Source organism: Luteibacter flocculans, assembly GCF_023612255.1.
GTDB classification, from domain to species: domain Bacteria; phylum Pseudomonadota; class Gammaproteobacteria; order Xanthomonadales; family Rhodanobacteraceae; genus Luteibacter; species Luteibacter flocculans.
In genome coordinates, this window is record NZ_CP063231.1 from 1217657 (window position 1) to 1243592 (window position 25936).

Here is a 25936-nt window from a genome sequence, read left to right on the forward strand (position 1 = left end):
GAAAGCTCTCATGGCCATCAACGTCCACCACGATTCCGAACAGGGCTGCCTCACCCTCCACCTGGGCGAGCGTTTCGATTTCTCTATCCACCGCGCTTTCCACGATGCCTGCCTGGGCGACATCGCGCCGGTACGCAGCTATGTGCTCGACCTGGAGCAGGTCACCGGCATGGACAGCTCGGCGCTCGGCATGCTCATGCTGCTCCGCGAACACGCGGGCGGCGACCGCGCCGAGATCCGCATCGTCAACGCGAGCGCGGACCTTCGCAACACGCTGCGCATCGCAGGCTTCGATAAGCTTTTCACCGTGCACTGAAACGGCATTTCGACCGCCAAGGTTTCACGGAAACGCCCCGAGTGATCGGGGCGTTTTTTTGTGGTGGTGGGAGCCACCTGGTGGCGACGGGATCAGCCTCACCGCTACACCGCTTCGTTGGTTTTTCGCCATCAGGATGGCTCCCACCGTTGAGCCCACCTCGCCGCCATGGCGGCGCCTACAACCGCATCGGGCACAGGTTGAATCTTTCATGCGATCTCGCCGTGGGCGTCACATGGCTTCGACAATTGGCCGAAATCACAGGCATCTCATGATTCAACTTGCCGCTTTTGCCTAACACGAAACGGCAGTGTCGCGTCTCATGACACCGTGGATGTGACCGACGTCACATCCAGCCGTTCGGCTCCCTTGGCAGGGGGCTTTGCCCTTCGGGGCATCGTCGGAGGAGTGTTCATCATGAGCGAACAGCAGTTCGGAAGCGTCCTTACTCGTACGTTGCTGGCAACGTGCATCGCTGCGGCGGCCATCTCGGTCACCGCGTGCAGCGGCCACGGGTCAACCCGTTCGGGTGGCAGTTCGGGCGGCACGGTCCAGCCAGGCGGCGCCGGAGACACGGGCGGCGGTGGTGGTAGTGGCGACGGCGGCGGAGGCAGTACGGGTGGGACGGGCACCGGATCGGGTGGCACAGGCGGCTCAGGCACTGGCACAGGCGGCACCGGTGGCGGTACTGGCGGCACCGGTGGCGGTACTGGCGGGACGGGCGGCGGTGGCACGGGCGGCGATGGCGGCACTGGTGGTGGTACCGGTGGCGGTACGGCCGCGCCGAGCAACGCTGTCGGCGCCGTGGCAACAGGCGCCGGGAACATCATCGCCGCTGTCGGCGGTACGGTGTCCGGCGTCGGTGCACAGTTGCCGGCGACCACCGTGCTCGGTGGCACGAGCGGTCTCGCCGAAGGGACGGGCAGCGCGGTCGATGGCCTGGGCAACGCGATCACGACGCTGGGCAACGGCATCAGCGATGGACTCGGGCAGACGGGCAACATCGCCAATCCGGTAGGCACGACCACGGATAGCCTCGGCAACGTCGTAACGCAGGTGGGCGGCGCGGTGAACGATCTTGGCGGCGGCGTCAGTACCGTTGGTGCCGGAACGCCGATCACACCGATCACCGCCGCCGTCGGCACCACGGTAGCGCTTGTCGGAACCGGCGTGGAACAGGTCGGCACGCGCCTGGACGGTGCACTGGAATCGTCGACGGCCCACAGCCTGACCCAAGCCGTCAGTGACGTCGTTTCGCCCTTGGCCGGGGTGCTCGGTGACAGTGCCTCGCCGATCGCGTCCGGCAACCTCGTGGCTGCGGTGGGCAACGCCGCGGGTGGTCTCGTGGGTGGAGGCAGTGGGGCCGTCGCTGGACTGGGTGCAAATATCGCCAACGCGCCGATACCGGGAGCAGGAGGCGACCTGACCGCATCGCTCGGTACCACGGTGCAGAACGCAGGCAATGCGCTTGCGCCGCTGAGCACGGGGTTGCACAGCGGTCTCGGCACGGCTGCCCCGGGTGCGGGAGATACCGTCGGGACCACGCTCTCGGGCGCGACGACCACGGTGTCGGCGCTCGGCAGCACGGTGACGGCGGCGGCTTCAGGCCCGCTGGCCCCGCTCTCGCCGCTGACGTCAGCGGTCGGGAACACGGTTAGCGGTATCGGTAACGGCGCAACAGCGGCCGTCGGCTCGGGCGGTGCACTCTCGGGCGTGACCGGTACGGTAAGCACCGTGGTCAACGGCGTGGCCGGCGCTACCGGGACGGGTGGCACCGGCAGTGGTGCCGGCGCGAGCGTGGGTGGTGTCGTCGCAGGCGTGACCAACACGGTGGGCGGCGTCGTCGGCGGGCTCGTGGGTGGCGTCACGGGCGGTACGGCAGAGGCAGACAACCGGCCGCTCAAGGGGCTGCTAGGTTCGCGCCGCTAAGTCGTGATGGGCGGGGGCGGCGCATGTGCGTCGCCCCCGCGAGATCCGTGCCACCCAAGGAGTGTTCATGAATCGATGGCTCGGTTGCCTCCTGGGCATGACCGTCGTGTGTTCCACCCAGGCGCAGGTTCGCGCGCCAGCTAACCCATTGCAAACCCTCCCACGCACCGAAACGCCTAAGCAGGCACCGTCGGTGAAGGTGAGCGTGCAGGCGCCGAACCCGGCACTGGAAGCCTTGCTTGCCACGCACCTCACGCCATCGCGCTTCGACGTCGTCGGCGTAAAGTCCATCCCCTTTGCGGATGTCGCGGCGATCTTTGCGCCCATGCGCGGAAAGGACTGCACCGTGCGCGATCTCGTGGCGGCGTCCGACCGTGTGACGGCGCTTTACAAGGGGCGCGGTTACGCACTGTCGTTCGCGTTCGTGCCCAACCAGACGCTGGCGGGCGGTGTCGTGACGATCCAGGTGGTGGAAGGCTATGTCGCTGACGTGGCGATCCGCGGCGATGCCGGAAACCTCGAGCCGCGCATCAAGGCGATGGCAGCTCACATCGTTGGCGAACGTCCGTTACGACAGGACACGTTCGAACGCTACACCCAATTGCTGGGGCAACTGCCCGGCCTGAAGGTGGCGGCGAACGTACCTCCGCCCACGACGACGGACGGCGCCACCCGGTTGGAACTCGACGTCTCGCGGCAGCGTTACGACATGAGTTACGGCCTCGATTTCAACCACCCGGGAACGCAGGGCGTGATGTCGCTGATCGAAAACGGCGCCACGCCGTTGGGCGAACAGTTGAGCGTTTCCACGCTGTACCCCAATGGCGGTGGTCAGCGCCTTTACTCCGCGGCGTACGTGCAACCGATCGGGTCGCGGGGTTGGCAGGGCAAGGTGGACGCCAGCCGCTACTGGGGGCGACCGGATACGGACGACCCGTTGCCGTCGTACCTCGATCATCGGCTGACACAGGACCGCCTCGCATTGACCGCGACCTATCCGCTGGTGCTTGCCAACCAACGCCGCGTCAACCTGTCGATGGGCGTCTATGCATCCCGCCAGGACGACCGCTACAGGAACGTCGATACCGGCGCGATGATCGCGTTGCAATCCAGCGTGCGCGTGCTCAACGCCGAGCTCTCGTCGCTGAGCGTGGAGAAGGCGCGCACGCTTCAGTTCGCCTTTGCCGTGGCGCACGGCTTCGATGGCATGGGCGCTTACTCGCGTGCCGTAAGCAATCTCGGGGTACTCGGCATCGCGATGCCGGACGTGGCATTCACACGCTACACCGCGAACGCCATGTGGTCGCAGCAGTGGGCGCACAAGTTCGGAACGGTCATGCGAGCCACTGGCCAATACAGCCACGATGCCTTGCCGTCGACCGAGCAGATCAACTTTGGCGGGCAGAATTTCGCGCTCGCCTATGACCCCGGCGACGCGGCAGGCGACAGTGGCTGGGCGGCGTCGGCGGAACTGAATCGGGCGTTCTCACCGGGGGCTAAATGGATCGCTTCGGTCACGCCTTACGTTGCCTACCAGGCAGCACGCGTCTATCTCAACGGAGCCCGGCCGCTTATCGATCGGCTCGATTCCGCCGCTGTTGGCGTGCGTGCCTCCGACAACAAGCACTATGCGATCGACTTCGCTCTCGCCTGGCCGACGGGCGACAAACCGCCCGAAAGCAAGGATCGAGACATGCGGTGGAATCTCACGTTCAGCTACAAGCTCATGTGACCGGGTCTTCACAAGTTCGGCGGCAAGATCGTGCGTCCGCACGTATCGAGTCTTGTCATGCCCCTGTCGCTGGTTCCCCCACCCATACGCTTCGACCAATCCCTTGAGCGCGTGGAGGCGGACGAAGCCGAGACGGTAGAGCAGTTGATCGAAACGTTGACGCGAATCAACGAGACGACGCTCGCGCACGAGAAGCACGCGCATCGGTCCGTGCATGCAAAGAGCCACGCGTTGCTGACAGGCGAACTCATCGTTCCCGATGATCTTCCACGTGAGCTTGCCCAGGGCATCTTCGGCAGGGCGGGACGCTACCCGCTGGTCATGCGCCTGTCGACCGTGCCGGGTGACCTTTTGGATGACTCTGTGTCCACACCGCGCGGCATGGCGGTCAAGATCATTGGTGTGGAAGGCGAGCGTCTGCCCGGCAGCGAAGGTGACGTGACCCAGGACTTCGTACTGGTGAACGGCCCGGTATTCGCTGCCCCAAATGCGAAACGATTTGCGGCGTCGCTCAAGCTGGTGGCGGCGACGACGGACCGCGCCGAGGGCGCGAAGAAGGCTTTGTCCGCTGTATTGCGTGGTACGGAGCGGGTGATCGAGGCACTCGGTGGAAAGAGCACCACGTTGTTGAGCCTCGGTGGTCAGCCCGAGACGCATCCGCTCGGCGACACGTATTACTCGCAGGTGCCGCTGCGCTTCGGCGATTACGTGGTGAAGTTTTCCATTGCGCCGCATTCGCCGAACCTCACCGCGTTGACGGATGCCGAACTCAACGTCAACGGCAAGCCGAACGGTCTGCGCGAGGCGATGGTCGAGCACTTCGCGATGCAGGGCGGTGAATGGGACGTACGCGTGCAGTTCTGTACCGATCCCGAGAGCATGCCCATCGAGGATGCCTCAGTGGCATGGCCCGAAGAGAAAAGCCCGTACATCGACGTGGCACGCATCGTGGTGCCGCCGCAACCGGCATGGAATGCGACGCGGCGTGAAGCGATCGAGGATGGCCTCGCCTTCAGTCCGTGGCACGGCGTCGCCGCGCATCGCCCGCTAGGTTCGGTGATGCGCGCACGTCGGGTTGTGTACAAGGTGATGGCGAAGTTTCGCGCGCACCACAATGGTGTGGACATCCGCGAGCCGCGGTCGATGTTGGAGCTTGGCCTGTAGCCGGTATCGCTCAGGCGGAGCCGGCTGATTACCAGCCCATGTAGTGGCCGCCATTGATCGCCAGGTTGGAGCCTGTGATCCAGCTGGATTCCTCGGCGGTGAGGAAGGCGACGGCATGGGCGATTTCCTCGGGGCGACCGAGGCGACCGACCGGAATCTGCGCGACGATCTTCGCGCGGACATCTTCGGGCACGGCCATCACCAGATCGGTGCCGACATAGCCGGGCGACACCGTGTTCACGGTGATGCCGAAGCGCGCGTTTTCCTGCGCGAGCGAAATCGTGAAGCCATGGACGCCGGCCTTGCTTGCCGCGTAGTTGGCCTGACCGTACTGGCCCTTCTGCCCGTTGATCGAGCTGATCTGCACGATGCGGCCCCACTGCCGCGAGCGCATGCCTTCGATCACCGGGCGGGTGACATTGAAGCAGGCATTGAGGTTGGTGTTCACCACCTCGATCCACTGCTGGTAGTCCATCTTGTGGAACGTGGTATCGCGGGTGATGCCGGCGTTGTTGATGAGGATCTCGATCGGGCCGGCCAGTTCCTCGACGCTGCGGATCATGGCTTCGGCCGAGACCGGGTCCGCGACGTCGCCGGGGACCATCACGACGTCGATGCCGTCACGGATCATGTCCTCGCGCCAGGCGGCTGCCCGCGCATCGTCGCGGTAATTGGTCGCCACACGGTGACCCTGGCGGGCGAGGTAGCGGACGATCGCCGTACCGATGCCGCCGGTGCCACCGGTCACCAGTGCCGTGCGTTGCGTCATGCCTTGCTTCATCCTCACCAGCTTCCGATAGGGGCCCGGGCGCCGGGCAAACGATTCTTATAACGTCGGGCTGGCGCCAAGACTACTGCGGCGAAGCGCCGCAGGGGCGAATCCCCGCAGCGCCTCATCCAGCAAGGCGGCGGGCGTGCCTCCGCGGGACGGCACAGCGAGCCCCAAGCGGTCGAGTGCAAGGCGCAAGGCGGGCATCGGATCGGCAGCGTCCACGGGCAGGGCGGCGGCGGACTTGGAGAGCTTTCGCCCCTCGGCGTCCAGGACCAGCGGTAGATGCAGATAGCCGGGCGTGGGAAGCCCGAGTAGGTGCTGGAGATGGATTTGCCGGGCCGTGGAATCGAGCAGGTCCGCGCCGCGAACGACGTGGCTGATGCCTTGCTCGGCGTCGTCCACCACGCAGGCCAACTGATACGCCCAGAGGCCTTCGACCCGGCGGATTACGAAATCCCCCGCTACGTCTCGGAGATTCTCGGACTGGGGGCCTTGGAGGTCGTCCTCCCAGCGCACCGTGAGGTCGGGTGTACGCAGGCGCCAGGCGGGCGGACGCGTCGGGTCGGGCGGCGCCACGCAGTGGCCGTCGCGGTGCAGCCCTCCGTGCGCCGCCAGTTCGGTGCGGCTGCACCAGCAGGGGAAGACCTGGTCGGCGTCGCGCAGCTGCGCGAAGGCGGTTTCATACAGGGGCTGACGTGTCGACTGGTAGACCGGCGGTCGATCCGGCGACAGGCCGAAGGCATCGAGCGTGGCGAGGATCGATGCCGCCGAACCGGGAACCTCGCGCGGAGGATCGATGTCTTCGATGCGCACCAGCCACTCCCCACCAGCGTGGCGCGCCGCCAGCCAGCTACCCAGCGCGGCGACCAGCGAGCCGAAGTGCAGGGCACCGGTTGGGGAGGGCGCGAATCGTCCTCGGTAGCGTGGCGTAGAGACCATGAGGCGTGGTTTGAGAGGTTTCTCAATCAGTCTGACGTGTGAGCTTGTCAGTGTAGGCGAAGGCCATGCCAGCAGAGCCGCGCGCGCCAAGCGTTCCGCCCCGGGTGTCGGCGGTTGCCATTGAATCGTTCAGCCTTCGCCCCGAAAACTTGCAGCACGGCGGCACTCCGATGCCGGCCGGTATGACAGAGAGAATCGACCATGTTCAAACGCATTGCCTTGTTCGTTGCCACCAACCTTGCGGTCATCGTCCTGTTGACCTGCGTGTGCCGCGTGCTGGGTATCGACCAGTGGGCAGCGCAACGCGGCATGGGCCTCGGTGGCCTGATCGTCTTCGCCTCCGTGTTCGGCATGGGCGGTGCCTTCATTTCGCTGGCCATTTCCAAGTGGACCGCGAAGATGTCCACCGGTGCCAAGGTCATCACCGAGCCGCGTAACGAGTCCGAGCGCTGGCTGCTCGACACCGTGCGCCGCCATGCGGAAAAGGCCGGTATCGGCATGCCCGAGGTGGCGGTCTACGACGCGCCGGAAATGAATGCCTTCGCCACGGGTATGTCGCGCAACAACGCGCTCGTGGCGGTCAGTACCGGTCTGCTCCAGCAGATGGACCGGGAGCAGGTTTCGGCGGTTCTGGGACATGAAATCGGTCACGTCGCCAATGGCGACATGGTGACCCTCACCCTCATCCAGGGCGTGCTCAATACGCTGGTGATCGTGCTGGCCCGCATCGTGGGTCGGGTGGTGGATAGCTGGATGAGCGGCGGCCGCGAGCGCGACGGGGAAGGCGGCATCGGCTACTTCGTGGTCGTGATGATCCTGCAGGTCGTATTCGGCCTGTTCGCCTCGCTGATCGTGATGTGGTTCTCCCGCTGGCGCGAATTCCGTGCGGACGCGGCGGGCGCCCAGCTTGCCGGCCGGGCCTCGATGATTTCCGCCCTGCAGCGCCTGTCGGCCAACCACGGCGACAACACGCTCCCGCAGACTATCCAGGCGTTCGGTATCTCCGGCCATCTGGCGACCGGCGTGAAGCGCCTGTTCATGAGCCATCCGCCGATCGAAGAGCGCATTGCCGCCCTCCAGGGGGCCCGCTGAAACCGGGGGCGGCGCCTTTTTTCCCCTTGACGCCGCCCCCATAATCCGGTGCCTGTCCCAACCTGAAGGAACGGCACCGTGAGCCAGGAAACCCGAAAGTTCGAAGCCGAGGTCGCCCAGGTCCTGCACCTGGTGACCCATTCCCTCTACTCGCACAAGGAAATCTTCCTCCGCGAGCTCATTTCCAACGCCTCCGACGCCTGCGACAAGCTGCGTTTCGAAGCGCTGGCCGACCCCAGCCTCACCGACGGCGATGCCGATCTGCGCATCCAAGTGAGCTGGGATCCGGAGGCGCGTACGATCAGCGTTCGCGACAACGGCATCGGCATGAGCCGCGACGAGGTCGTGGCCAACATCGGTACCATCGCCAGCTCCGGCACTCGCCGCTATCTGGAAGCGCTTTCGGGCGAACAGAAGGCGGATGCACGCCTGATCGGCCAGTTCGGCGTGGGCTTCTATTCCGCCTTCGTCGTGGCAGACAAGGTCACGGTCATCACCCGCCGCGCCGGCCAGCCCGCCACTGCGGGCGTGCGCTGGGAAAGCGACGGCAAGGGTGAGTACTCCCTCGAAGACACCAACGTCACCGAGCGCGGCACGACCGTGGTGTTGCACCTCAAGGCGGACGAGGACGAGTTCCTCAAGGCGTGGGCGCTGCGCAGCGCCATCACGAAGTACTCCGACCACGTGGCGTTCCCCATCCGCATGCCGGCCGAGAAGGACGGCAAGCCCGATCCGACCGAATGGACCACGATCAACTCCGCTTCGGCGCTGTGGTCGCGGCCGAAGAGCGAGATCACCGACGAGGAATACCAGAACTTCTACAAGGCGCTGGGCCACGACTTCAACGATGCGCTCGCCTGGACGCACAACCGCGTCGAAGGCAGCCAAAGCTTCACGACGCTGCTCTACGTGCCGTCGCAACCGCCGTTCGATCTGATGATGGGCGGCCGCGACGAGCGGAAGGGACTGAAGCTCTACATCAAGCGCGTCTTCATCATGGACGCCGCGGAAGAACTGCTGCCTAACTACCTGCGCTTCGTGCGCGGCGTGGTCGACGCCGACGACCTGCCGCTCAACGTCAGCCGCGAAATTCTGCAGCAGAATCGCCAGCTCGAGCAGATCAAGGCGCGCTGCGTGAAGGGCGTGCTGGATCTGCTGGAACGCGTTGCGCGCGACGAGCCCGAAAAGTTCGCCACCTTCCTGGCGGGTTTCGGCAATACGTTGAAGGAAGGCATCGTCGAAGACACCGCCAACCGCGAGCGCATCGCCAAGCTGCTGCGCTTTGCCTCCACCAAGGGCGATGGCGCCAACAAGACCGTGTCCTTCGACGACTACATCGGCCGTATGGCCGTGGGTCAGGACACGATCTGGTACGTCACCGCGGACAGCTACGCTGCGGCCGCGGGCAGCCCGCAGCTCGAAGCGTTGAAGGCGAAGGACATCGAGGTGCTGCTGATGTCCGACCGCGTCGACGAATGGATGCTCGGCTATCTCACCGAGTACGGTGGCAAGCGCCTGCGTAACGTCGCCAAGGGTGAGTTCCCGCTCGACGAGGCGGACAAGGCGAAGCAGGAAGCCGCGACGGCCGCCGCGGCGCCGCTGCTGGAACGGACCAAGAGCCTGCTCGGCGACCGCGTGAGCGACGTGCGGGTATCGGCGCGACTGACCGATTCCCCGTCGTGCCTTGCGCTGGCGGACTTCGACCTTGCACCGCATCTCGCCCGCCTGCTGCGCGAGGCGGGACAGGACGTGCCGGACAGCAAGCCGGTGCTTGAGTTGAATCCTGAGCACGCGTTGGTCAAGCGGCTGGCCGCCGAGACCGATGACGCGAAGGCGAGCGATCTTGCTGGCCTGCTGCTGGAACAGGCGGAGATCACGGCGGGTGCGCAGTTGCCCGACCCGGCCGCCTTCGTGCAGCGCATGAACCGCGTGCTGCTGGGCTGATCCTCCCGCGCCAAGCCGCGCGCGATGAGTCGGTCATCGCGCGCGGGCTTCTTCGAGGCCTCATGGCGAGGTCATGAGCGCCAGCCACGCTGACGCGGGTACGGGCTCTGCTATCGTTCCGCGTCATGTCCGCACTGCTCATTCTTTTCGTCTGTCTCGCCCTCGGCATCCTTTCCCGTCGCTACGCGTCGCTGCCCGAGGGCATCGTTCCCGGCATCAACTGGTGGGTGCTGAACATCGCGCTTCCCGCGCTGGTGCTGGCACTCGTGCCACACGTGACGGTGGATGCGCGGCTATGGTTTCCCGTCGCGGCGATGCATCTGACGTTCTTCGGCGCCTGGGCTCTGTTCGCCACGCTCGGGCAATGGCTGGGCTGGTCGCGTCATCGAGTGGGCTGCCTCACCCTGGTCTGCGGGCTGGGTAATACCTCGTTCATCGGTTACCCCATGATGGAGGCCTTGCACGGTAAGCCGGGCTTGTCGCTCGCCGTCATCGCCGATCAGTTGGGTTGCTTCCCGCTGCTCGCCGCGGCCGGGATCGTGGTGGCGTCGATGTACTCGGGCAGGAGCGCCAACGCCGCCACCATTGCGCGTCGCGTGCTCACGTTCCCGGCTTTTCTCGCGCTGCTTGCTGGCGCGATGGTCGGACTGTTTGGCGGATGGCCAGAGTCGGTGGAGAAAGTGCTGATGCAGATCGGCCAGACGCTGACGCCACTCGCGTTGTTTTCGGTGGGCCTGCAGTTCCGCCTGCATCTGCGGCGGGAGCAAGTCGGTGCGCTCGCCGCGGGCCTGGGTTGGAAGCTGCTGCTCGCGCCGCTGGCGGTGCTCGGTCTGGGACTGGCGGCGGGCGTGGGCGGTCTGCCGTTGACGGTCGGCGTGCTGCAGGCGGCGATGGCGCCGATGATCTCGGCGGCGATCCTTGCCGATCAGTACGGCCTTGAACCACGCCTGGCAAACACCGTGCTCGGCGCCGGCATCCTGGTCTCGCTCGTGACGATTCCCGTGGGCAACCTGTTCCTGCCGGCGGGCTGACGCTTGGATTCCCGCGACACGGCCACATCCTCCTTCCCATGACCGATCTCACGACTCAGGGCGTGCGCGCCGACGTGTGGCTATGGGCCGCCCGCTTCTTCAAGACCCGCAGCCTGGCGAAGCAGGCGATCGACGGTGGCAAGATCGAACTCAACGATGCCGCGTGCAAACCGGCCAAGGTCGTGCACGTCGGTGACACCTTCAAGGTGACCCGCGGAGAGGAGCGGCTGACGTGCGTGGTGGTGGCCCTTTCCGAGAAACGTGGCCCCGCCTCGGAGGCGCAGAAGCTCTACGCGGAAACGGAGGCGAGTGCCGCTGAGCGCCAACGCCGGATCGAAGATCGTCGCCTTACCGGCGGTGCCTTGCTGCGTCCCGATGCCCGACCCGGCAAGCGCGATCGGCGCCTGATCCAGGACCTCAAGAAGACCCTCTGAACGCGCAAAACCGCCCCCCGAATCCCTGCCCGGGCTGCTGACTCGGGAGGGGTGGGGGACGCCACGGTGCCGGAAGATGGAGAGTCGTAAGACACCGTGGAAAGCATGAGCGGTGTCGGTGTTCACCGCCCATGCGGATGCACTATAGGCAGGCGACTCGCCGCGGTGAATTCGTTTGTTCCAATCGGTCCGATAGCGGCACCCAATCGTTCAGCGCAGCATCTTTTGCAGCTTGTAGAGTTGCTCCAGCGCGTCGCGCGGGCTGAGGTCGTCCGGGTCGATGGCTCGTAATGCTTCTTCGACCGGTGAGGGCAGCGGAGGCGCGAACAGGCCCATCTGCGGGGTTGGCGTGGGTGGCGCTGCCACGGCCGCCGTCACCTCATGGCCTTGCTCCAGCGCCGAGAGATAACGCCGGGCGTCGGCAATCACGCTCTTGGGCAGGCCTGCCAGGGCGGCCACCTGCAAACCGAAGCTGCGGTTGGCCGGGCCATCCTTCACCGTGTGCATGAAGACCAGTTGTTCGCCGTATTCCACCGCATCCAGGTGCACGTTGGCGATGGTCGGATACTCGGCGGCCAGCTCCGTCAGTTCGAAGTAATGCGTGGCGAAGAGGGTGAATGCGCAGCTGGTGGCTGCTAGATGCACCGCGGCGGCGCGTGCCAGCGACAGGCCGTCGTAGGTACTGGTACCGCGACCCACCTCGTCCATCAGCACGAGGCTGGAATCCGTGGCGTTATGCAGGATGTTGGCGGTCTCGCTCATCTCCACCATGAAGGTGGACTGGCCGCGCGACAGATCGTCGCCCGCGCCGATGCGCGTGAAGATGCGATCGATAGGCCCGATCGTCGCCGCCGACGCCGGCACGTAACTGCCGACGTGAGCGAGCAGGACGATGAGCGCGTTCTGGCGCATGTAGGTGGACTTACCGCCCATGTTCGGGCCGGTGATGACCAACATGCGCCGACGCTTGTCGAGCATCAGATCGTTCGGCTCGAACGGCTCGTCGCGCACCTTCTCCACGACCGGATGGCGACCGCGTTCGATGCTGATGCCAGGCACGTCGGTGAGTACCGGTGCCGACCAGTCCAGCGCTTCTGCACGGTCGGCGAGATTCGCCAGCACGTCCAGCTCGGCCATGGCGGCAGCGGCGATCTTCAGCGCCGGCAGATGTTCGATCAGGCGGTCCAGCAACAGTTCGTACAGTGCCCGCTCGCGCATCAGCGAGCGCTCCTTCGCGGAGAGCACCTTGTCCTCGAACTGTTTCAGTTCTTCGGTGATGTAACGCTCGGCGTTCTTCGTGGTCTGCCGGCGCGTGTAATGCTGCGGCGCCTTGTCGGCCTGTGCCTTGGTGATCTCGATGTAGTAGCCGTGGACGCGGTTGTAGCCGACCTTCAGCGTCGGAATGCCGCTGGCAGCTTTCTCGCGTTCCTCCATGTCCACCAGGAACTGGTCCGCGTTGGTGGACAAGCGGCGCAGCTCGTCGAGTTCGTCGTCGTAGCCTTCGGCCAACACGCCGCCGTCGCGTAGTAGAACGGGCGGCTGCGCGATGATGGCGCGGGTGAGCAGGGCGGCGGTGTCGGCGTGATCGCCGATGCGTTCCACCAGGCTGTGCAATAGCGGGCTATCGAGGCCGTCGATGTCGTCGCGCAGGCCTGGGGCTGCAGCAAGACCGTCGCGCAATGTGGAAAGATCGCGCGGACGCGCCGACCGGAGCGCCACGCGAGCCAGGATGCGTTCGAGATCGCCCACGCCGCGCAGACGCTCGCGCAGGGTCAGGTGCCGACGCGAATCGATGAGGCTGCCAATGGCCTGGTGCCGACCGCGCAGGATCTGACGATCTCGCAGCGGGCGGTTCAACCAGCGACGCAGCAGGCGCGCGCCCATCGGCGTCACCGTTTCGTCGAGTACGCCGAGCAAGGTGTTATCGACGTTGCCGCTCTGGTGCGTGTCGATTTCCAGATTGCGCCGCGTCGCCGCGTCCATCGCGATGGTCTCGCCCGCGTTCTCCACCGCAAGCCCGGTTAGATGAGGCAAGGCACTCTTCTGGGTTTCTTCGACGTACCCCAGCAGGCAACCCGCCGCGGCGACGGCCAGCGGCATGCCCTCCACGCCGAAGCCGAGCAGGTCGCGCGTCTTGAAGAAACGGCACAGCTCGCGCGTGGCGGCGTCGACGTCGAAGTGCCAGGGCTGGCGTTTGCGCAAGCCGGGCAGGGCGGACACCAGCTTCGGCCAGGCGACGTCTTCGCTGACCAGGGTCTCGGCGGGTTGCAGGCGCGCCAGTTCGGCGGCGAGCCCTTCGGGCGTCGGTGTCTCGGTCAGCAGGAAGCGCCCGGTGGACAGATCGACCCAGGCGAGACCGTAGCCTTTGGGGCCTGCGGCAATGGAGAGCAACAGGTTGTCGCGGCGTTCTTCCATCAGGGCCGCGTCGGTGACGGTGCCCGGCGTCACGATGCGCACCACTTCGCGCTTTACGGGGCCCTTCGAGGTCGCCGGGTCGCCGATCTGCTCGCACAAGGCCACCGATTCACCGAGCTTGACCAGCCGTGCGAGATAGCCCTCTACCGCGTGATACGGAACGCCAGCCATGGGGATCGGCGCGCCCGCCGACTGACCGCGCTGAGTCAGCGTAATGTCGAGCAGACGGGCCGCCTTGCGCGCATCGTCATAGAACAGCTCGTAGAAGTCGCCCATCCGGAAGAACAACAGGATGTCCGGATGCTCCGCCTTTGCCGCCAGGTACTGGCGCATGAACGGCGTGTGGCCTGTGACATCAGTGGAAGGGGTGGGGGAATGCTGTTCCATCAGTGCCTTACGCAAAATTAGCGAATGTCCGGCGCAGACGCCGGGCGGAAAGGTGCGCTCCGAGTCGAATCCGGATCTCAAGCCCTATATCGTATTCGATGAGCACCAGCACGCGCCTCCCGGATTGGGGGGCGCTTCATCCGCCCGGGAAGAAGGTCGGCGTCGTGCACCGCCTAATTGGGTTCCGGGTGGAAGGTCCGGGGCGTCAAGGTCGGGGGGCAATCCGGGCTTGAACCGAACCGCTCACAGGCTCACTTGGGCCATTCAACGATCATGTCGTTCAGCGGCAGCGAACCGTTCGCCGCGTGGCACGGCGATGGGGTCCAACGGTCGCCTTGCCCGAACAACTGCGCCTCGTGTTCCGTCCCGCACACGTTGAGCCGGTCGAAGACGTACGGCAGTCCTTGGGACCCTTCGAATGTCGCTGCGTTGCTTACCTGGAAATGGAGATGCGGCGCAGCCGAACTTCCCGACTCGCCCAGCTCTCCGATAACCTGGCCGAGCGTCACCTGCTGCCCCTGTGTCACACGAACCGTGCCTTTCCGTAGATGGGCGTAGGCGGCGAAGGAGCCACCGCCCAGGTCGATGACCACATAGTTTCCAAACAATCCAATGAGCGACAACTCGTTCGACGCCGGCGGCGGGGTCAATGGCTCATGGTCCGACTGGCCATCGCGCACCGCGACGACCTTTCCGTTACCGACGGCAAGGACGGGTGTTCCGAAGCCAAACCAGTCGGCGAGCTTGGTCGCATTTGTCGGTTTACTTGGATTGAACGCGCGCCCTTGGGCATCGATGCCAACGAAGTCGATCGCGTAGCGCTGAGGAATGGTCAGACGACCGTTGACCGCAACCAGACTGCCCCAGTGATGCGACCGTGCATTTCCGGGGCCTTCATGCGCAAGCCAGCGTCCGCCTCGTAGCGGCGAACCCAAGCGAAGCGAGGACGGCGGCGAAACGGTCACTGCCAGCCCATCAACGCTGCTCAACCCATGTCGTTCATTGGCAAAGACGATTTTATGGGTGAGCGTCTTCGGTAAAACGTTGGGTGGGAGCGTCACCCAGACAAAAACGGTGCCGGTTTTTCCTGGGGCTATCGTTGCGGAGCCATCATCGGTCGGCGCCGGACGAAATGCATGAGCCAGGTCGCTATGGTCCAGGTGGAGGAGCGGGTGATGGTTCTCATCCATGACCTCCAATTCGGAAACCTTCAGCGCTCCGGAGTCTTCGTAAACATTCGTCATCTGAAGCTCGTACGCCAGATGAGTGGAACCATCGCTACCCAGAAACGGCGCAGGCGGGAAGGGAACGCGCGCTTCGACCGGCGCCGCGGGCTGGGCCATGGCCTCGACGCTCGATGCCAGCCATAGGGCGGCAACGAAATAGGCCCAAAAGTCCTTGGATATTCTCGGCATTCGCGTGCTCCCCCGAGCGTGGTCGCCGACATAACGACACTGCGCATGAAAGGAGTATGGCCTGCGGGTTCCCACATGTCTCCTGCCAGAGTCATGATTTTCCGAGGTTCCATGCAAATCGAGCGGTGGCATGCCCGGTCTGACGAAGTCGGCGTCGTGTTCTTACTCTAGGGCAGGAAGCGGTAGATCCCTATCGACCATCCGCTTGACCTGAGCACCGCTCCCGATGCCAGGTATTTTCCATCGGGTTGGATTTCCAGTCCTCTGACCATGTGGAAGACACCGGGGCCCGAGTCGACTTCGACGATGCCTTTCCGTCCAAAGTCGATGTCGGGAATGCCGTTGGGGTTGAAACGGCGCAAGGTCGCAATGGATGACTCGCCGAAGGTCATGCCAAGCGACAGAATTTTGCCGCTCGCATCGATGGCAACGGCCTCCTCGATGTTTCCCGCACCGCGCCACGGAAGAAGAAAAGGTCGCCCGTCGTTGAAGAAGGAGTCGAACCCTCCACCGTTCAGCTCCACGCCTGCGATGAACGACGTTTGGGGAGCAAAGCCGTAGGAGCCCGCTATGACGATTCTTCCGTCGGATTGAATAGCTGCGGCAGTTATTTGAGCTTGGTCATCCTTGCCCGACATCGAGGTATAGAAATGCCCGTATTTGCCAAATGTCGTATCTGGCCTGCCATTGGCATCGTAACGGGAAAGCAACCCACCGAAGCGGCCGTGCCCGCTTATCAAGAGCATGCCATCCGGTGTGGTTTGCAACCTCCACAGGTAGGCGTCGTAGGGAAACTCATAGGAAAAGCCGTTGCTGCCGAACGTGGTGTCCACCTTGCCGTTGGCATTCAGGCGAAAGATCACGTCATCAATGGCGCCAGGCCCCCAGACCGACTTTGCGAGAGCGACCACCTTGCCATCCGGAAGGGCCGTCACCTGATTGGCTTCATCGGTGGGCGTGTTGGGGAGATTTATCTGCACGAGTCCGGCCAATCCAAAAGAGCCGTCAAGTTGGCCTTCGCGGGTCAGGCGTACATAGCAGAGATAGCTGGCGTCCTGACTGTCCGGCACGTCTCTCATGTCGACATGACCCGCCATCAGTATTTTTCCGTCCGCGGTGATGGTGCTGGACGAAAGAATGAAGTCGCCCGCGATACGCAGCGGCGTCGATACGACGCCTCCTTCTCCGAAATCCTGATCGATGGTCCCATCTGGAAGATGACGGACCAGAACAACGCTTTTCCAGCCACGTATCCTGACGGACACGATCTTCCCGTCAGGCAGTAGATGCGATCGACCCGTGCCGACACCGTCGATCGGAAGATCCACCGGTTGACCGTTATTGAAGTCGGGATCGACATCCCCAGCGTTCCGTTGGCGTCTCATATTGTTCCCCATCCATGAGGCAAAGCAGCCTGACTGCGCTGTGTACCCAGAGGTTTAGCATTCGTGGGGTCCGGTTTATATACCCCTGTCGGCGTAGGGGCTCGTGGATAAGCCGGATCCATTGGGCCGCGGGTTGAAACCGCAGCGTCGCCGCCTCTCCTATTACACCCATGCAGCGCGAACCGTGCACGGATTTCTTCACGTTTGGCCTGTTAAAGTTGCGCAACAGGGGTGCGCACAGTAACCATCAGGAGTTCCAATGCTCGGTGGCAGAAAGGAAATAGTGCGGGCGAATGCCCATTTCCGGTGGCTGGTCATGGCTGCCTTCGTGTTCAGCGGTGCGGCTTTTGCGGCGCCGCAAGACAGCACGTCCAGTAACTACGACACGCAGGACGCCCGCTTGAACGCGGCCTATCGGAAGCTCTCCCAATCGCTGGACGATGCCGGCCGCAAGTCGCTTCGCGACGAAGAACGGCAGTGGATCGCCAGCCGTGACAAGGCCTGCGGTGTCGCCTCAGGCAGCGTCGCCAAGAACGACTGCACCACGGACCAGACCCGTGCCCGTGCCGACGAACTGGAAAAGCGTCTCGCCTCCGCACCGTCGAAGACGTCCGGCGCGAGCAAGGGCGCCGTCGCTGGCGACTGGGGTTACCGCAGCGACTGCAACCTCGGCCACTACGCCGAGCTGGGTGTCGCCAACGCGGGTGCCGCTCCCGAGGGCACCTGGTCCGACGGCACGCGAACCAGCGGCGAGCAGGGCCAGTTCAAGGGCGAGTGGCGCGACGGCAAGCTCTACCTGCGCTTCTGCGCCGAGACGGAGGAGCGCGGCGGCTATCCCGTGTGCCCGGCGTTTGGCGACGTGGACGCTTACGTCGTGCCCGAAGGCAAGCGCCTCGCCTGGTACCGCGTGGATGGGCCGGCCTCGGAAAACCATTTCAAGCATTACGTCACGCTGGATCGCGTGCCGAAAGGCGGCAAGGCGCCGCTGGATACCCAGTGCAAGGACGACTAATACGACGATCATGAGCCAGGAGTTGCAACATGCCAGGATTGACAGATAACGAAGCCCGGGCGTTGTCCTATTTCGCCATCGGCGTCAGCTCGGAGGGTAGCGACGTCGCCTACCGTCTGAGCTTCGCCGGCAATTACCGCACCGATGCCCACGGCAATACCGTGATGGATCCCATCGGCAACAGCGGTTTCTCCATCGGTACCTTGCAGACCGATCTGGGCCAGCACCCCGAAGTAGCCACGCAGCTCACCGACGCCTACCAGACGTGGGCGCGCACGGCGCATCCCGATTGGGTGCTCAACGCCAACCAGCAGGCACAGACGGTTGCCGACCTCGGTCGCACCGGCCGCCAGATTGAGGCGCAGCATGGGCGCCCGCTCGATAGCACGGTCAAGTCGCATCTCGACGCCTTCATGGCCAGCGATGCCGGCGTGGATTTCGTGCATCGCCACGATTCGGCGCAGGTCGAACGCCTTATGACCAATGCCATTGCGCCGCTGCAACAGACGCCGCTGTACCAGCACGCGTCCGAGCAGGACCAGGCGCGTCTGATCACCATGACCGCCAAGCTCTACAACCAGAGCGAGACCTACGGTGGCCGCCTCGTCCAGCAGATCCAGAACGGCCAGCATCACAGCGTGGACGACGTAAAGCACTCCATCGATCGTTACCCCGGTTACGTCACGGAAGGGCGCGATCATGCGCTGGCTGGCGCGGCTCTGTTCAACGATCTTCGCGCGACCGACGCCAACCACCCACTGCGACCGGCATGGAACACGGTGGTGGCGGACCCGCTGGTCAATCCCACCCGCCTTGGCAACGACCCGACGCGGCCGAACCTGCCGCACGAGTACGCCGCCATCCGCGACGCGTTCACCGATCCGGCGCACTCGCGCCCGATGGTACAGGCCCTGGGTGAGGGTGGTTCGTATGCCAAGGGCAGCAATCATCGCGGCTTCTATGCGGAAGGCCGCGACCTGGTGACCTGGGATCGCTCCGGCAACGGCCACGCGCTGGTCAATGGCCAGTGGAGTTCGGTCAACAGCCGCGACGTGTCCACGCACGTCAATGCCGATCGCACGCTCGACGTGAACGTGCATCGCAACGGTACCGACGAGCGCCTGCTCCACATCACCCATCCGGGCAACGTGCGCAGCCAGCCCGCGGGGCGGGCGCCCGCGCATGCGCCGGCTCACGCCAGCGGCGATCACGTGCAGCACGCCGGCACCTTGCGCGAACACGATCATTCGCCGCAGGTCGGCGCCTTGCAGACCCAGCTTGCTCAGCTCGGCTACAAGGGGGCTGACGGCCGTCCGCTGCACCCGGACAACGACTTCGGCGCCAATACGAAGAGCGCCTTGCAGGCCTTCCAGCGCGACCACCGCTTGAATCCGGATGGCATCGCGGGAGCGAAGACGATGGAAGCGATGACCAAGGCGACGCAGCCGGCGCAGTCGACGCTTGCCGACGCCAACCATCCCGGCCACGCGATCTTTCAGCAGGCGCTCAATGGCGTGCATGCCGTGGATGCTCAGCAGGGGCGTACCCCGGACCAAATGAGCACCAACCTGGCCGCGTCCATCGCGGTGGCTGCGCACGCGCAAGGGCTATCGCGCGTCGATCACGTGGTGCTGAGCGATGACGCCAAACGCGCTTATGCCGTGCAGGGCGAACTGAACTCGCCGTTCAAGCAGATCGCGGAAGTGGATGTGAACCAGTCCGTAGGCAAGACGATGGCGCAGAGCAGTGCGGAGTGGCAGCAAGCCCCGACCCAGACCCAGCAGCCCGTGCATACGCAGACGCAACAACAACAACAGCAGCAACAACCTGAGATGCATCGCTGACTGGAATCGTTATCGTCGGCGGGGCCGCGTCCGATGACGCGGCCCCGCCGATTTTCTACATGGTCATAGACGCTTGTTGTTGGCTTTGCTTCTGCGCCTCGGCGTGCTGCTGAACCTGCGCCTGGGATTGGTTTTGAGGCATGGCTTCCGCGCTGCTCTGTGCCAATGGCGTCTGCGTGGCTTGGAGTACATCGACTTCAGCCACCTGCTTGAACGGTGACTTTGTGTCGCCCTGCACGGCGTAGGCTCGGCAGGCATCGCCGCTGAGCGTCACATGGTCGATCCCTTGCATGCCGTTTGTCACGGCGGCCGCGGTGAGTGAGCCTGCGATCATGCTCGTATGCGGTCCGGATTGCCGCCCGTGCTCGGTATCGAGGCGCTGCACGCCGTCCAACGCCTGACGATATATGTCGTGGGACGGGTGGCGAGTGTCTTCAAGCGAGGGTGCGCCGACGTGCTGGCGCTGGGTTTCCAGTGCTTTCAACGTTGCCGGGCCCACTACGCCGTCCGGCTTCAAATGGTGATCTGCCTGGAAACGCTCGATTGCCAGACGCGTTTCCTTGCCGGGATGTCCGTCGACCTTCAACGGCTGGCCTGCCGAGTCGGTGTAGCCATGGGCGTTGAGTAGCGCCTGCACGTGTTTTGCTTTTTCCGTGCTCATGCCATGCGATGCTTTCCCGCCGGGTATCGCCTCAGGGCCTCCGGGCTTGTAGCCCTTCTCAATGGCGCCCTGCCATGCCTCGGCAGCATTCCTTCGTGCATCAAGGCCATTGTGCCCGCCGTTGATGTCCTTGCATGCGGCGTCCACGTTGGTCTGATGCCCATTGGCCTGGACGCGATCCTTCCAATACTGGATGGCGATTTTTGCTGCTACATCCTTGTCTTCGGCAAGCTCGGGGTGATGGACCAGATCCAACCCCAATTCCTTGCCCATCTTCTCGTAGCCGGCGCGGCCGGTGAGCTGGACGTAACCGCGGCCATGGAAGGTCCAGCCGTCGCCCGGCTCGGTATTGCCGAGGTTTTTCTTGCCCCAGGCACCACCATAGATTTCATTGGCGATTGCCTCAGGGCCGCCGGCGGCGATCTTGTTGGCCTCGGCAAGCGTATTCATGCCGTTGCGACCGGGGAACACTTCGAGCAGACGGCTGCCCGAGTAGCCGAGTCCTTCGCTCATGCGAGCAAAGCCACCCGACTCAACCTGCATCTGGCCCATGAAATTGGCCAGCTCCTTGGGATCTGTAATGCCTGCCTTCATGGCGGCTTCCATTAGATAGTCGGCGTTTTCTTTCGCGGACATGGTGTAACTCCTGGCTAATTAAAGAAGGGATCAACGAGCGATCAGCGCGTGGGGATCCCGTTTTTGTCGATCGCAGGGTCGCTCTTCCACTTGAGCGTTGCGTCGATCAGCGCATCGTCATCCGTGTCGGTAACTTTGCCTGACTGGCAGGTACTTTGTTTCACAGGCTTTGCCTGGCCGTCCTTCAAGACCACCAGTCCGCCGTCCTGCAAATTGTTGGAGCCGGAGACGGAATAGATGACGTACTTGAAGCCGGCATTCGTGAAGGCATAAGCGTAGCCTCCGGTATTGCCGGCAAAGGTGAGGTGCGTGCGCGTGAACTCGCCTTCGCTGCCTGCCGCCGGGTAAGTCAATTCGGGTTTCCCTTCTCGGCCATAGGCGTAGTAGAAACGGCCGGCACCGTGGGCAACGTCACCTGCGACGCACATGGAAACGGTCTTCTGGCTTCCTGCGAGCGGGCAGGAGAACACGACCTGGTCGCTCTTTGCGCACATGCTTGCAGGCGTGGTGCTGGCCAAGGCGATTGCCGGCATCAGGGCCGTCGATGCGACGAGTAACAGCGCTTTTGCTGAATGATTCATGGGGCGACTCTGTTCGGGCAAAGGAAAGCTGAAGGGGCTTATCAGATGGAGAGCGGCTCGATCTTCACCTTCTCCATCAATCGCGACGTGAAGTATTTGTCTTGGTAGTAGCGGATCTTTTCGCACATGACCGGGTGAGGAATGCCCTCGTAGAGGAAGACTTCCTTTTCGGTGCCCATGGCCTTCAACTCCTGCGGCAACATGAGTGCGCGCTTTTCTTCCGTGTGGCTCTTCGAGACGTCACCCTTCTTGCTCTTGGTGATGTTCTCGCGGCGCACCGTGGTGTAGCCGAGCATGTCGGAGTAATCGTTCGCGTCCTGCTGTTCGCGAGGGGCGTAGACGATTTGCAGAGCGTGGTTCGTGATGACGGTGCGCGAGACGTCCTTGCCGTAGGTGGCGTCGAGCTGAGCCATGCTCTGGATGATGGGTAAAAGGCGGATGTTGTAACCGGCCATGTACGACACCGCCGAGGCGATGATCTCCACCTTGCCGATCGAGGTGAACTCGTCCATCAGCAGCAGGCACTGGTGCTTGAGCGACGGGTCGTTCTGCGGCAACACCTTGGTGTTGAGGTTGATCAGCTGACTGAAGAACAGATTCACGATCAGCCGGCTCTCCGCCAGCTTGTTCGGCTGGATGCCGATGTAGATCGTCATCTTCTTCTTGCGTACATCCGTGAGCTGGAAGTCGTCATCGCTGGTGGCTGCATCGAGAACGGGATTGATCCAGGCGTTCAAGGGTTCCTTGAACGTACCGAGGATGGATGCGAAGGTTTCGTTCGCCTGCGAAAGCAGGTTGGCAAAAGCCGACTGAGCGTTCGCACTCAGGAAAGATTCCTTCGACAGTCGCGTATACAGTTCGCGCAGATCCGTGCCGTCACCCGACGAAAGGCGATAGATCATGCCGAGCGTCGGCTTGCTTCGGATGATTTCCGGACGCCCCTTCTTTTCGTCGTCCTCCCATTTCTCGCAGAGGTATAGCGAGAAAGCCATGAACGCATTGCGTGCCTGGCTGACCCAGAACTTCTGATCGTCGGAGCCATCGGGATAGAGCATCGAGGCAATGCTCATCAGATCCGACACGCGGAACGCCGGGTCCTTCGACACATAGCTCAGCGGATTCCAGCGATGTGTACGGCGATCCTCCGCGAACGGATTGAACAGGTAGATTTCCTGACCCTGCGACTTGCGCCAGCCGCTGGTCAGATCGAAGTTCTCCTGCTTGATGTCCAGCACCACCACCGATTCCTGGTAGTCGAGCAGGTTCGGGATCACTACGCCCACGCCCTTACCCGAGCGGGTGGGCGCGGCGAGGATCACGAACTGTTGGCCGGGCAGCCGAACGAGATCGCCTTTGAACTTGCCCACCAGGATGCCGTTGGGCGCAGGCGAAAGCATCTTCTGCTTGCGCAGGTCAGCCGCCGTGGCGAAGCGGGCGTCGCCGTGCATCGCCTGCTTCTTGGGTTTCAGGAGGAAGTACAGGGCAATCAGCACGGCAATGAGCGGCAGAACGAAACCGATCAGTCCCGCCGTCTCGATCTTCCAAACATACGGCTGCACCTCGGGGCGTCCTAGCGCCCGTATATAGGTCCAGTAGGTGTTCCAGCGAACGTGCTCATCCTTCAGGCCGAGGAAGAGTAGCGTCAGGTAACCCGACAGAAAGTTTCCGCAGCAAACCGCCGCCGCCATGAGTGCGGCGGCGGCATATCCCCTGTTCTTGCTCATGCAAAAAAACCTTTCAACGCTTAGGTATTAGTGGTAGCTGGGAACGAACTCAGGCTGGCCAGCTGCCGAGTCCCAACCGCCGGGCCTCTGACCCGCCGGACATACGGTCGCGTATTGCTCAAACGATGCGACGTCGTCGGCCGACCATGGCTTGCCGTAGGGGTTCGGTTCGCAGGCAGGATTTACCATGTAGGTGGTACCAAGATACGGCGGCATTGGCCACCAGCACCGACTGGGGTCGTCCCGCCCCTTGGTACAGAACAGGAAGGGGTCGCCTTGACGATAAGTCAGTACCTGCGCCTGCGAGGCGAAGCCGAAAAGCATGAGTGCGATGAATAATCCGATTTTCATAAGCCTTCCTGTCGTGTCCTGTATGTATCCACCGTAGTGAGTCTCTGGGGGCGCGGCCGATTAGGGCGGTGCCAGCGTCGGAGGCTGTGGCGTCTGCTGAGCCTCCTTAGCCTGCATCGCTGCGCGCGTCTGCTGCTCGTTGGCCTGCTGCCAGGCTTGGGTGCTTTGCTCCACAGGCGTGTTGATCGCACGTTGAGTGTTCACCTCGGCGATCTGCTTGAACGGCGATCCGGCGTCGCCCTGGACGGCGTACGTGCGGCTCGCGTCACCATTGAGCGTCACGTGGTCGATCCGTTGCATGCCTTCCTGGCGTGCCGCTGCCGTCAGCGACGCAGCCAGGCGCTTACTGCTCTCGTCGGAACCTCGCTGATGCTCAGCGTCCAGACGCTCGACGCCTGCGCGTGCCTGCTGGAAGAGCGCGTGACCCGGGTGATCCGGGTGATCGACGCGTGCCGGCGGCTCCTTGTCCTGGAACCACGAGCCGGGATGCGTGATGGTGTTCCATGCCCCTGAGGCCTTGTTGCCGATCGCGTGGCCCACCTCGCTTACGTCGTTCGCGATCTCGTGGCCGGCGCGTTTTGCGGCGTCGGCGACCTCATGGGCGGCGTGGCCTACTGCACGTCCTGCCGTTGTAACGCCGTCCACGACCTCGTGGCCGGCACGCTTCGCAGCATCGGCAACCTCATGCGCGGCGTGTCCGACCGCACGCCCGGCGGTAGCGACATCGTCCGCAACCTCGCGGCCGGTACGCTTCGCGGCGTCGGCGACCTCGTGAGCGGCGCGTCCGACGGCGCGTCCTGCGGTAGCGAGGTCGTCCGCCACTTCGTGGCCAAGCGCGGCCGCGCCTTCGACGACTTCCTTTGGCACTTCCCACCTGGCCGACAGAACCTTGCGGACATCCATCACGTCATCGCGATAGCGATCGATCATGCCTTCGTGGGCGCGGTAGCGGGCCTGACTCTCGGGGCTGATGATCGACTGCCCGAGCAGCTTGCTGTCCGGCACGAAGTTGTCGATCGCGTGCGCGTCGAAGTCCGTCGCCTTGATCGGATTTCGCGGCGAGAGGATGCCGCTGTCGTCGCGGTAACCGGCCTTCGACAGGGTATCGATGTCCTGTTGCGCGGCGTAGATCCGTACTTCGCCGAAGTGTGTGCTCGCGGCGCTGACAATGTCACCGGCACGCACGTGGTCGATGACTTGATTGCCGCCAGCGGGTACGCCTTGCAGCAATCCCGCTGCGCCGTAGGCGTTGAAGGTTTCGCCCTTCAACCCGAATTTCGCCGCATTGATTTCGGCAAGCGTACCGCCCAGTGAGTGTCCCGTGACCGTAACCTGCAATGGTCTGTGATGCAGGTTTGCGTCGATTTTGGCGCGCTCTAGCACTCGTTCGGTGAACGCGACCGAATCCGGGGTTTGGGCATTCAACCCAGTCAGCACCATGCCCGCGTCGACCCCACCATCGTGGATGGGCTCGCGATCGAACTCCGTGCCACGGTAGGCGATCACGATCTCGCCGGTGTCCACTCGGCGGTAAGCAGTCGCTTGAAATCCCGTACGCGGATTGTCCGCGACGTCGATGGCTTCATAGGTTGCGCCGCCGAGGATCTTCGGCTTGTTTAGCACAGGATCCTGATAGGAATCCTGTGCGAGTAACGCATAGTCGGTAGAGGAGAGAGTCATTGATGCTTCTCCTCGGAACGGACGGTGATCGAAAAGGTCGCGTTCGCTTCGTCCTGATACTTGGCCCGATCGTCTTCGCCCAAGTCGACGCGATCAAGATGCGTGGTGGCGTAAGAACGGTTCGAGTAATAGCGCGTGGTGGACTTGCCTTTCAACAGGTCGTCATGAAAAAGCGGTGCGCTGAAGTCCACGCTCTTGACGAACAGGTTTGCGCTGGCAGCAACGACGGACCAATGACAGACACCCTTGCCGAAGTAATCTTCGTCCTGAAGAAGATCGGCGAAGACTTCGCCCTTATAGGTGCCATTGCCGGAGGGGGTCAGCGAGATGGGTACTCGCTTTTCGGGCGGTACCGTTGCGCCGGTCACGGGCGTTAGCGGTACACAGGCTTCATTCGCAACGCGATAATCGACCACGCCCTCGATACGATCGAATGGGCCGGGTGCCCCTTTCACCTCGATCGTGATCTCGTAGCGCATGCGCGGATTCGGG

General features: G+C 63.7%; 20 protein-coding genes. 10 read left to right on the plus strand and 10 right to left on the minus strand.

The genetic code is table 11. From position 1 onward, the window contains the following. Positions 1 to 10: 10 nt before the first annotated feature. From IM816_RS05190 to IM816_RS05210, 4 genes are all read left to right on the plus strand, one after another. Entirely contained in the window at positions 11 to 316 is a 306-nt protein-coding gene (locus tag IM816_RS05190) for an STAS domain-containing protein (protein ID WP_177257411.1), read from the plus strand. A gap of 417 nt (positions 317 to 733) precedes the next feature. After that, on the plus strand, positions 734 to 2245 hold the full coding sequence (locus IM816_RS05200) for a collagen-like triple helix repeat-containing protein (RefSeq protein ID WP_305884075.1): 1512 nt from the start codon (positions 734 to 736) through the stop codon (positions 2243 to 2245). Between the two features lie 67 nt (positions 2246 to 2312). Beyond that, positions 2313 to 3977 (plus strand): ShlB/FhaC/HecB family hemolysin secretion/activation protein, encoded by a 1665-nt coding sequence (locus IM816_RS05205; RefSeq protein WP_250340039.1) that lies wholly within the window; start codon positions 2313 to 2315, stop codon positions 3975 to 3977. A gap of 57 nt (positions 3978 to 4034) precedes the next feature. Then, complete coding sequence (locus IM816_RS05210) at positions 4035 to 5141, plus strand: catalase family protein (protein WP_250340040.1); 1107 nt, start codon at positions 4035 to 4037, stop codon at positions 5139 to 5141. 28 nt (positions 5142 to 5169) lie between these two features. Here the strand turns inward: IM816_RS05210 and phbB are convergent, their stop codons facing one another. Both phbB and gluQRS read right to left on the minus strand, forming a co-directional pair. Continuing rightward, entirely contained in the window at positions 5170 to 5910 is a 741-nt protein-coding gene (gene phbB, locus IM816_RS05215; RefSeq protein WP_072323211.1) for an acetoacetyl-CoA reductase, read from the minus strand. Positions 5911 to 5967: 57 nt separating this feature from the next. After that, positions 5968 to 6852 carry a tRNA glutamyl-Q(34) synthetase GluQRS gene (gene gluQRS / locus IM816_RS05220; RefSeq protein WP_250340041.1) on the minus strand — a complete coding sequence of 295 codons (885 nt, stop codon included), beginning with the start codon at positions 6850 to 6852 and terminating at the stop codon, positions 5968 to 5970. Between the two features lie 201 nt (positions 6853 to 7053). Between gluQRS and htpX the strand changes: the two genes are divergently transcribed. The 4 genes from htpX (at position 7054) to IM816_RS05240 (ending at position 11353) form a co-directional block, all read left to right on the plus strand. Next, positions 7054 to 7944, plus strand: coding sequence for a protease HtpX (gene htpX, locus IM816_RS05225; RefSeq protein ID WP_250340042.1), 891 nt, complete (start codon positions 7054 to 7056; stop codon positions 7942 to 7944). Between the two features lie 78 nt (positions 7945 to 8022). Then, positions 8023 to 9888 carry a molecular chaperone HtpG gene (gene htpG / locus IM816_RS05230; protein ID WP_250340043.1) on the plus strand — a complete coding sequence of 622 codons (1866 nt, stop codon included), beginning with the start codon at positions 8023 to 8025 and terminating at the stop codon, positions 9886 to 9888. A gap of 125 nt (positions 9889 to 10013) precedes the next feature. Then, complete coding sequence (locus IM816_RS05235; protein WP_250340044.1) at positions 10014 to 10919, plus strand: AEC family transporter; 906 nt, start codon at positions 10014 to 10016, stop codon at positions 10917 to 10919. Positions 10920 to 10957: 38 nt separating this feature from the next. Then, positions 10958 to 11353, plus strand: coding sequence for an RNA-binding S4 domain-containing protein (locus IM816_RS05240; protein WP_250340045.1), 396 nt, complete (start codon positions 10958 to 10960; stop codon positions 11351 to 11353). A 210-nt stretch (positions 11354 to 11563) separates the two neighbouring features. On the opposite strand, the gene mutS is transcribed toward IM816_RS05240, so the two are convergent. The 3 genes from mutS to IM816_RS05255 all read right to left on the minus strand — a co-directional run bounded on the left by mutS (position 11564) and on the right by IM816_RS05255 (position 16898). Continuing rightward, on the minus strand, positions 11564 to 14155 hold the full coding sequence (gene mutS, locus IM816_RS05245) for a DNA mismatch repair protein MutS (RefSeq protein ID WP_250340046.1): 2592 nt from the start codon (positions 14153 to 14155) through the stop codon (positions 11564 to 11566). 251 nt (positions 14156 to 14406) lie between these two features. Further along, positions 14407 to 15570 carry a M23 family metallopeptidase gene (locus IM816_RS05250; RefSeq protein ID WP_250340047.1) on the minus strand — a complete coding sequence of 388 codons (1164 nt, stop codon included), beginning with the start codon at positions 15568 to 15570 and terminating at the stop codon, positions 14407 to 14409. 167 nt (positions 15571 to 15737) lie between these two features. Continuing rightward, complete coding sequence (locus IM816_RS05255) at positions 15738 to 16898, minus strand: NHL repeat-containing protein (protein WP_250340048.1); 1161 nt, start codon at positions 16896 to 16898, stop codon at positions 15738 to 15740. A gap of 373 nt (positions 16899 to 17271) precedes the next feature. On the opposite strand from IM816_RS05255, the gene IM816_RS05260 reads away from it, so the two are divergent. Then, a complete protein-coding gene (locus tag IM816_RS05260; RefSeq protein WP_250340049.1) occupies positions 17272 to 17967 on the plus strand; it encodes a lysozyme inhibitor LprI family protein in 696 nt (231 codons plus the stop codon). Between the two features lie 29 nt (positions 17968 to 17996). Next, positions 17997 to 19811 carry an XVIPCD domain-containing protein gene (locus IM816_RS05265; protein ID WP_250340050.1) on the plus strand — a complete coding sequence of 605 codons (1815 nt, stop codon included), beginning with the start codon at positions 17997 to 17999 and terminating at the stop codon, positions 19809 to 19811. Positions 19812 to 19866: 55 nt separating this feature from the next. On the opposite strand, the gene IM816_RS05270 is transcribed toward IM816_RS05265, so the two are convergent. The 5 genes from IM816_RS05270 to IM816_RS05290 form a co-directional block, all read right to left on the minus strand. Then, the gene (locus IM816_RS05270) at positions 19867 to 21108 is read right to left on the minus strand and encodes an XVIPCD domain-containing protein (RefSeq protein WP_250340051.1); all 1242 of its coding nucleotides are present in this window, start codon (positions 21106 to 21108) and stop codon (positions 19867 to 19869) included. Between the two features lie 41 nt (positions 21109 to 21149). Beyond that, entirely contained in the window at positions 21150 to 21689 is a 540-nt protein-coding gene (locus IM816_RS05275) for a hypothetical protein (RefSeq protein ID WP_250340052.1), read from the minus strand. 41 nt (positions 21690 to 21730) lie between these two features. Then, positions 21731 to 23413, minus strand: a complete 1683-nt coding sequence (locus IM816_RS05280) for a type IV secretory system conjugative DNA transfer family protein (protein ID WP_250340053.1) — start codon at positions 23411 to 23413, stop codon at positions 21731 to 21733. Between the two features lie 411 nt (positions 23414 to 23824). Continuing rightward, positions 23825 to 25444 carry an XVIPCD domain-containing protein gene (locus IM816_RS05285; RefSeq protein WP_250340054.1) on the minus strand — a complete coding sequence of 540 codons (1620 nt, stop codon included), beginning with the start codon at positions 25442 to 25444 and terminating at the stop codon, positions 23825 to 23827. Further along, positions 25441 to 25923: a hypothetical protein gene (locus IM816_RS05290; RefSeq protein ID WP_250340055.1), complete on the minus strand. Its 483-nt coding sequence runs from the start codon at positions 25921 to 25923 to the stop codon at positions 25441 to 25443. The genes IM816_RS05285 and IM816_RS05290 overlap by 4 nt, the downstream gene beginning before the upstream one ends. Positions 25924 to 25936 lie beyond the last annotated feature (13 nt).

Bases quoted from the DNA above. Each gene is read 5' to 3' on its own strand.
- IM816_RS05190 (WP_177257411.1), top strand. From the start codon at position 11: ATGGCCATCAACGTCCACCACGATTCCGAACAGGGCTGCCTCACCCTC.
- IM816_RS05200 (WP_305884075.1), top strand. From the start codon at position 734: ATGAGCGAACAGCAGTTCGGAAGCGTCCTTACTCGTACGTTGCTGGCA.
- IM816_RS05205 (WP_250340039.1), top strand. From the start codon at position 2,313: ATGAATCGATGGCTCGGTTGCCTCCTGGGCATGACCGTCGTGTGTTCC.
- IM816_RS05210 (WP_250340040.1), top strand. From the start codon at position 4,035: ATGCCCCTGTCGCTGGTTCCCCCACCCATACGCTTCGACCAATCCCTT.
- phbB (WP_072323211.1), bottom strand. From the start codon at position 5,910: ATGACGCAACGCACGGCACTGGTGACCGGTGGCACCGGCGGCATCGGT.
- gluQRS (WP_250340041.1), bottom strand. From the start codon at position 6,852: ATGGTCTCTACGCCACGCTACCGAGGACGATTCGCGCCCTCCCCAACC.
- htpX (WP_250340042.1), top strand. From the start codon at position 7,054: ATGTTCAAACGCATTGCCTTGTTCGTTGCCACCAACCTTGCGGTCATC.
- IM816_RS05235 (WP_250340044.1), top strand. From the start codon at position 10,014: ATGTCCGCACTGCTCATTCTTTTCGTCTGTCTCGCCCTCGGCATCCTT.
- IM816_RS05240 (WP_250340045.1), top strand. From the start codon at position 10,958: ATGACCGATCTCACGACTCAGGGCGTGCGCGCCGACGTGTGGCTATGG.
- mutS (WP_250340046.1), bottom strand. From the start codon at position 14,155: ATGGAACAGCATTCCCCCACCCCTTCCACTGATGTCACAGGCCACACG.
- IM816_RS05250 (WP_250340047.1), bottom strand. From the start codon at position 15,570: ATGCCGAGAATATCCAAGGACTTTTGGGCCTATTTCGTTGCCGCCCTA.
- IM816_RS05260 (WP_250340049.1), top strand. From the start codon at position 17,272: ATGGCTGCCTTCGTGTTCAGCGGTGCGGCTTTTGCGGCGCCGCAAGAC.
- IM816_RS05265 (WP_250340050.1), top strand. From the start codon at position 17,997: ATGCCAGGATTGACAGATAACGAAGCCCGGGCGTTGTCCTATTTCGCC.
- IM816_RS05270 (WP_250340051.1), bottom strand. From the start codon at position 21,108: ATGTCCGCGAAAGAAAACGCCGACTATCTAATGGAAGCCGCCATGAAG.
- IM816_RS05275 (WP_250340052.1), bottom strand. From the start codon at position 21,689: ATGAATCATTCAGCAAAAGCGCTGTTACTCGTCGCATCGACGGCCCTG.
- IM816_RS05280 (WP_250340053.1), bottom strand. From the start codon at position 23,413: ATGAGCAAGAACAGGGGATATGCCGCCGCCGCACTCATGGCGGCGGCG.
- IM816_RS05285 (WP_250340054.1), bottom strand. From the start codon at position 25,444: ATGACTCTCTCCTCTACCGACTATGCGTTACTCGCACAGGATTCCTAT.
- IM816_RS05290 (WP_250340055.1), bottom strand. From the start codon at position 25,923: ATGCGCTACGAGATCACGATCGAGGTGAAAGGGGCACCCGGCCCATTC.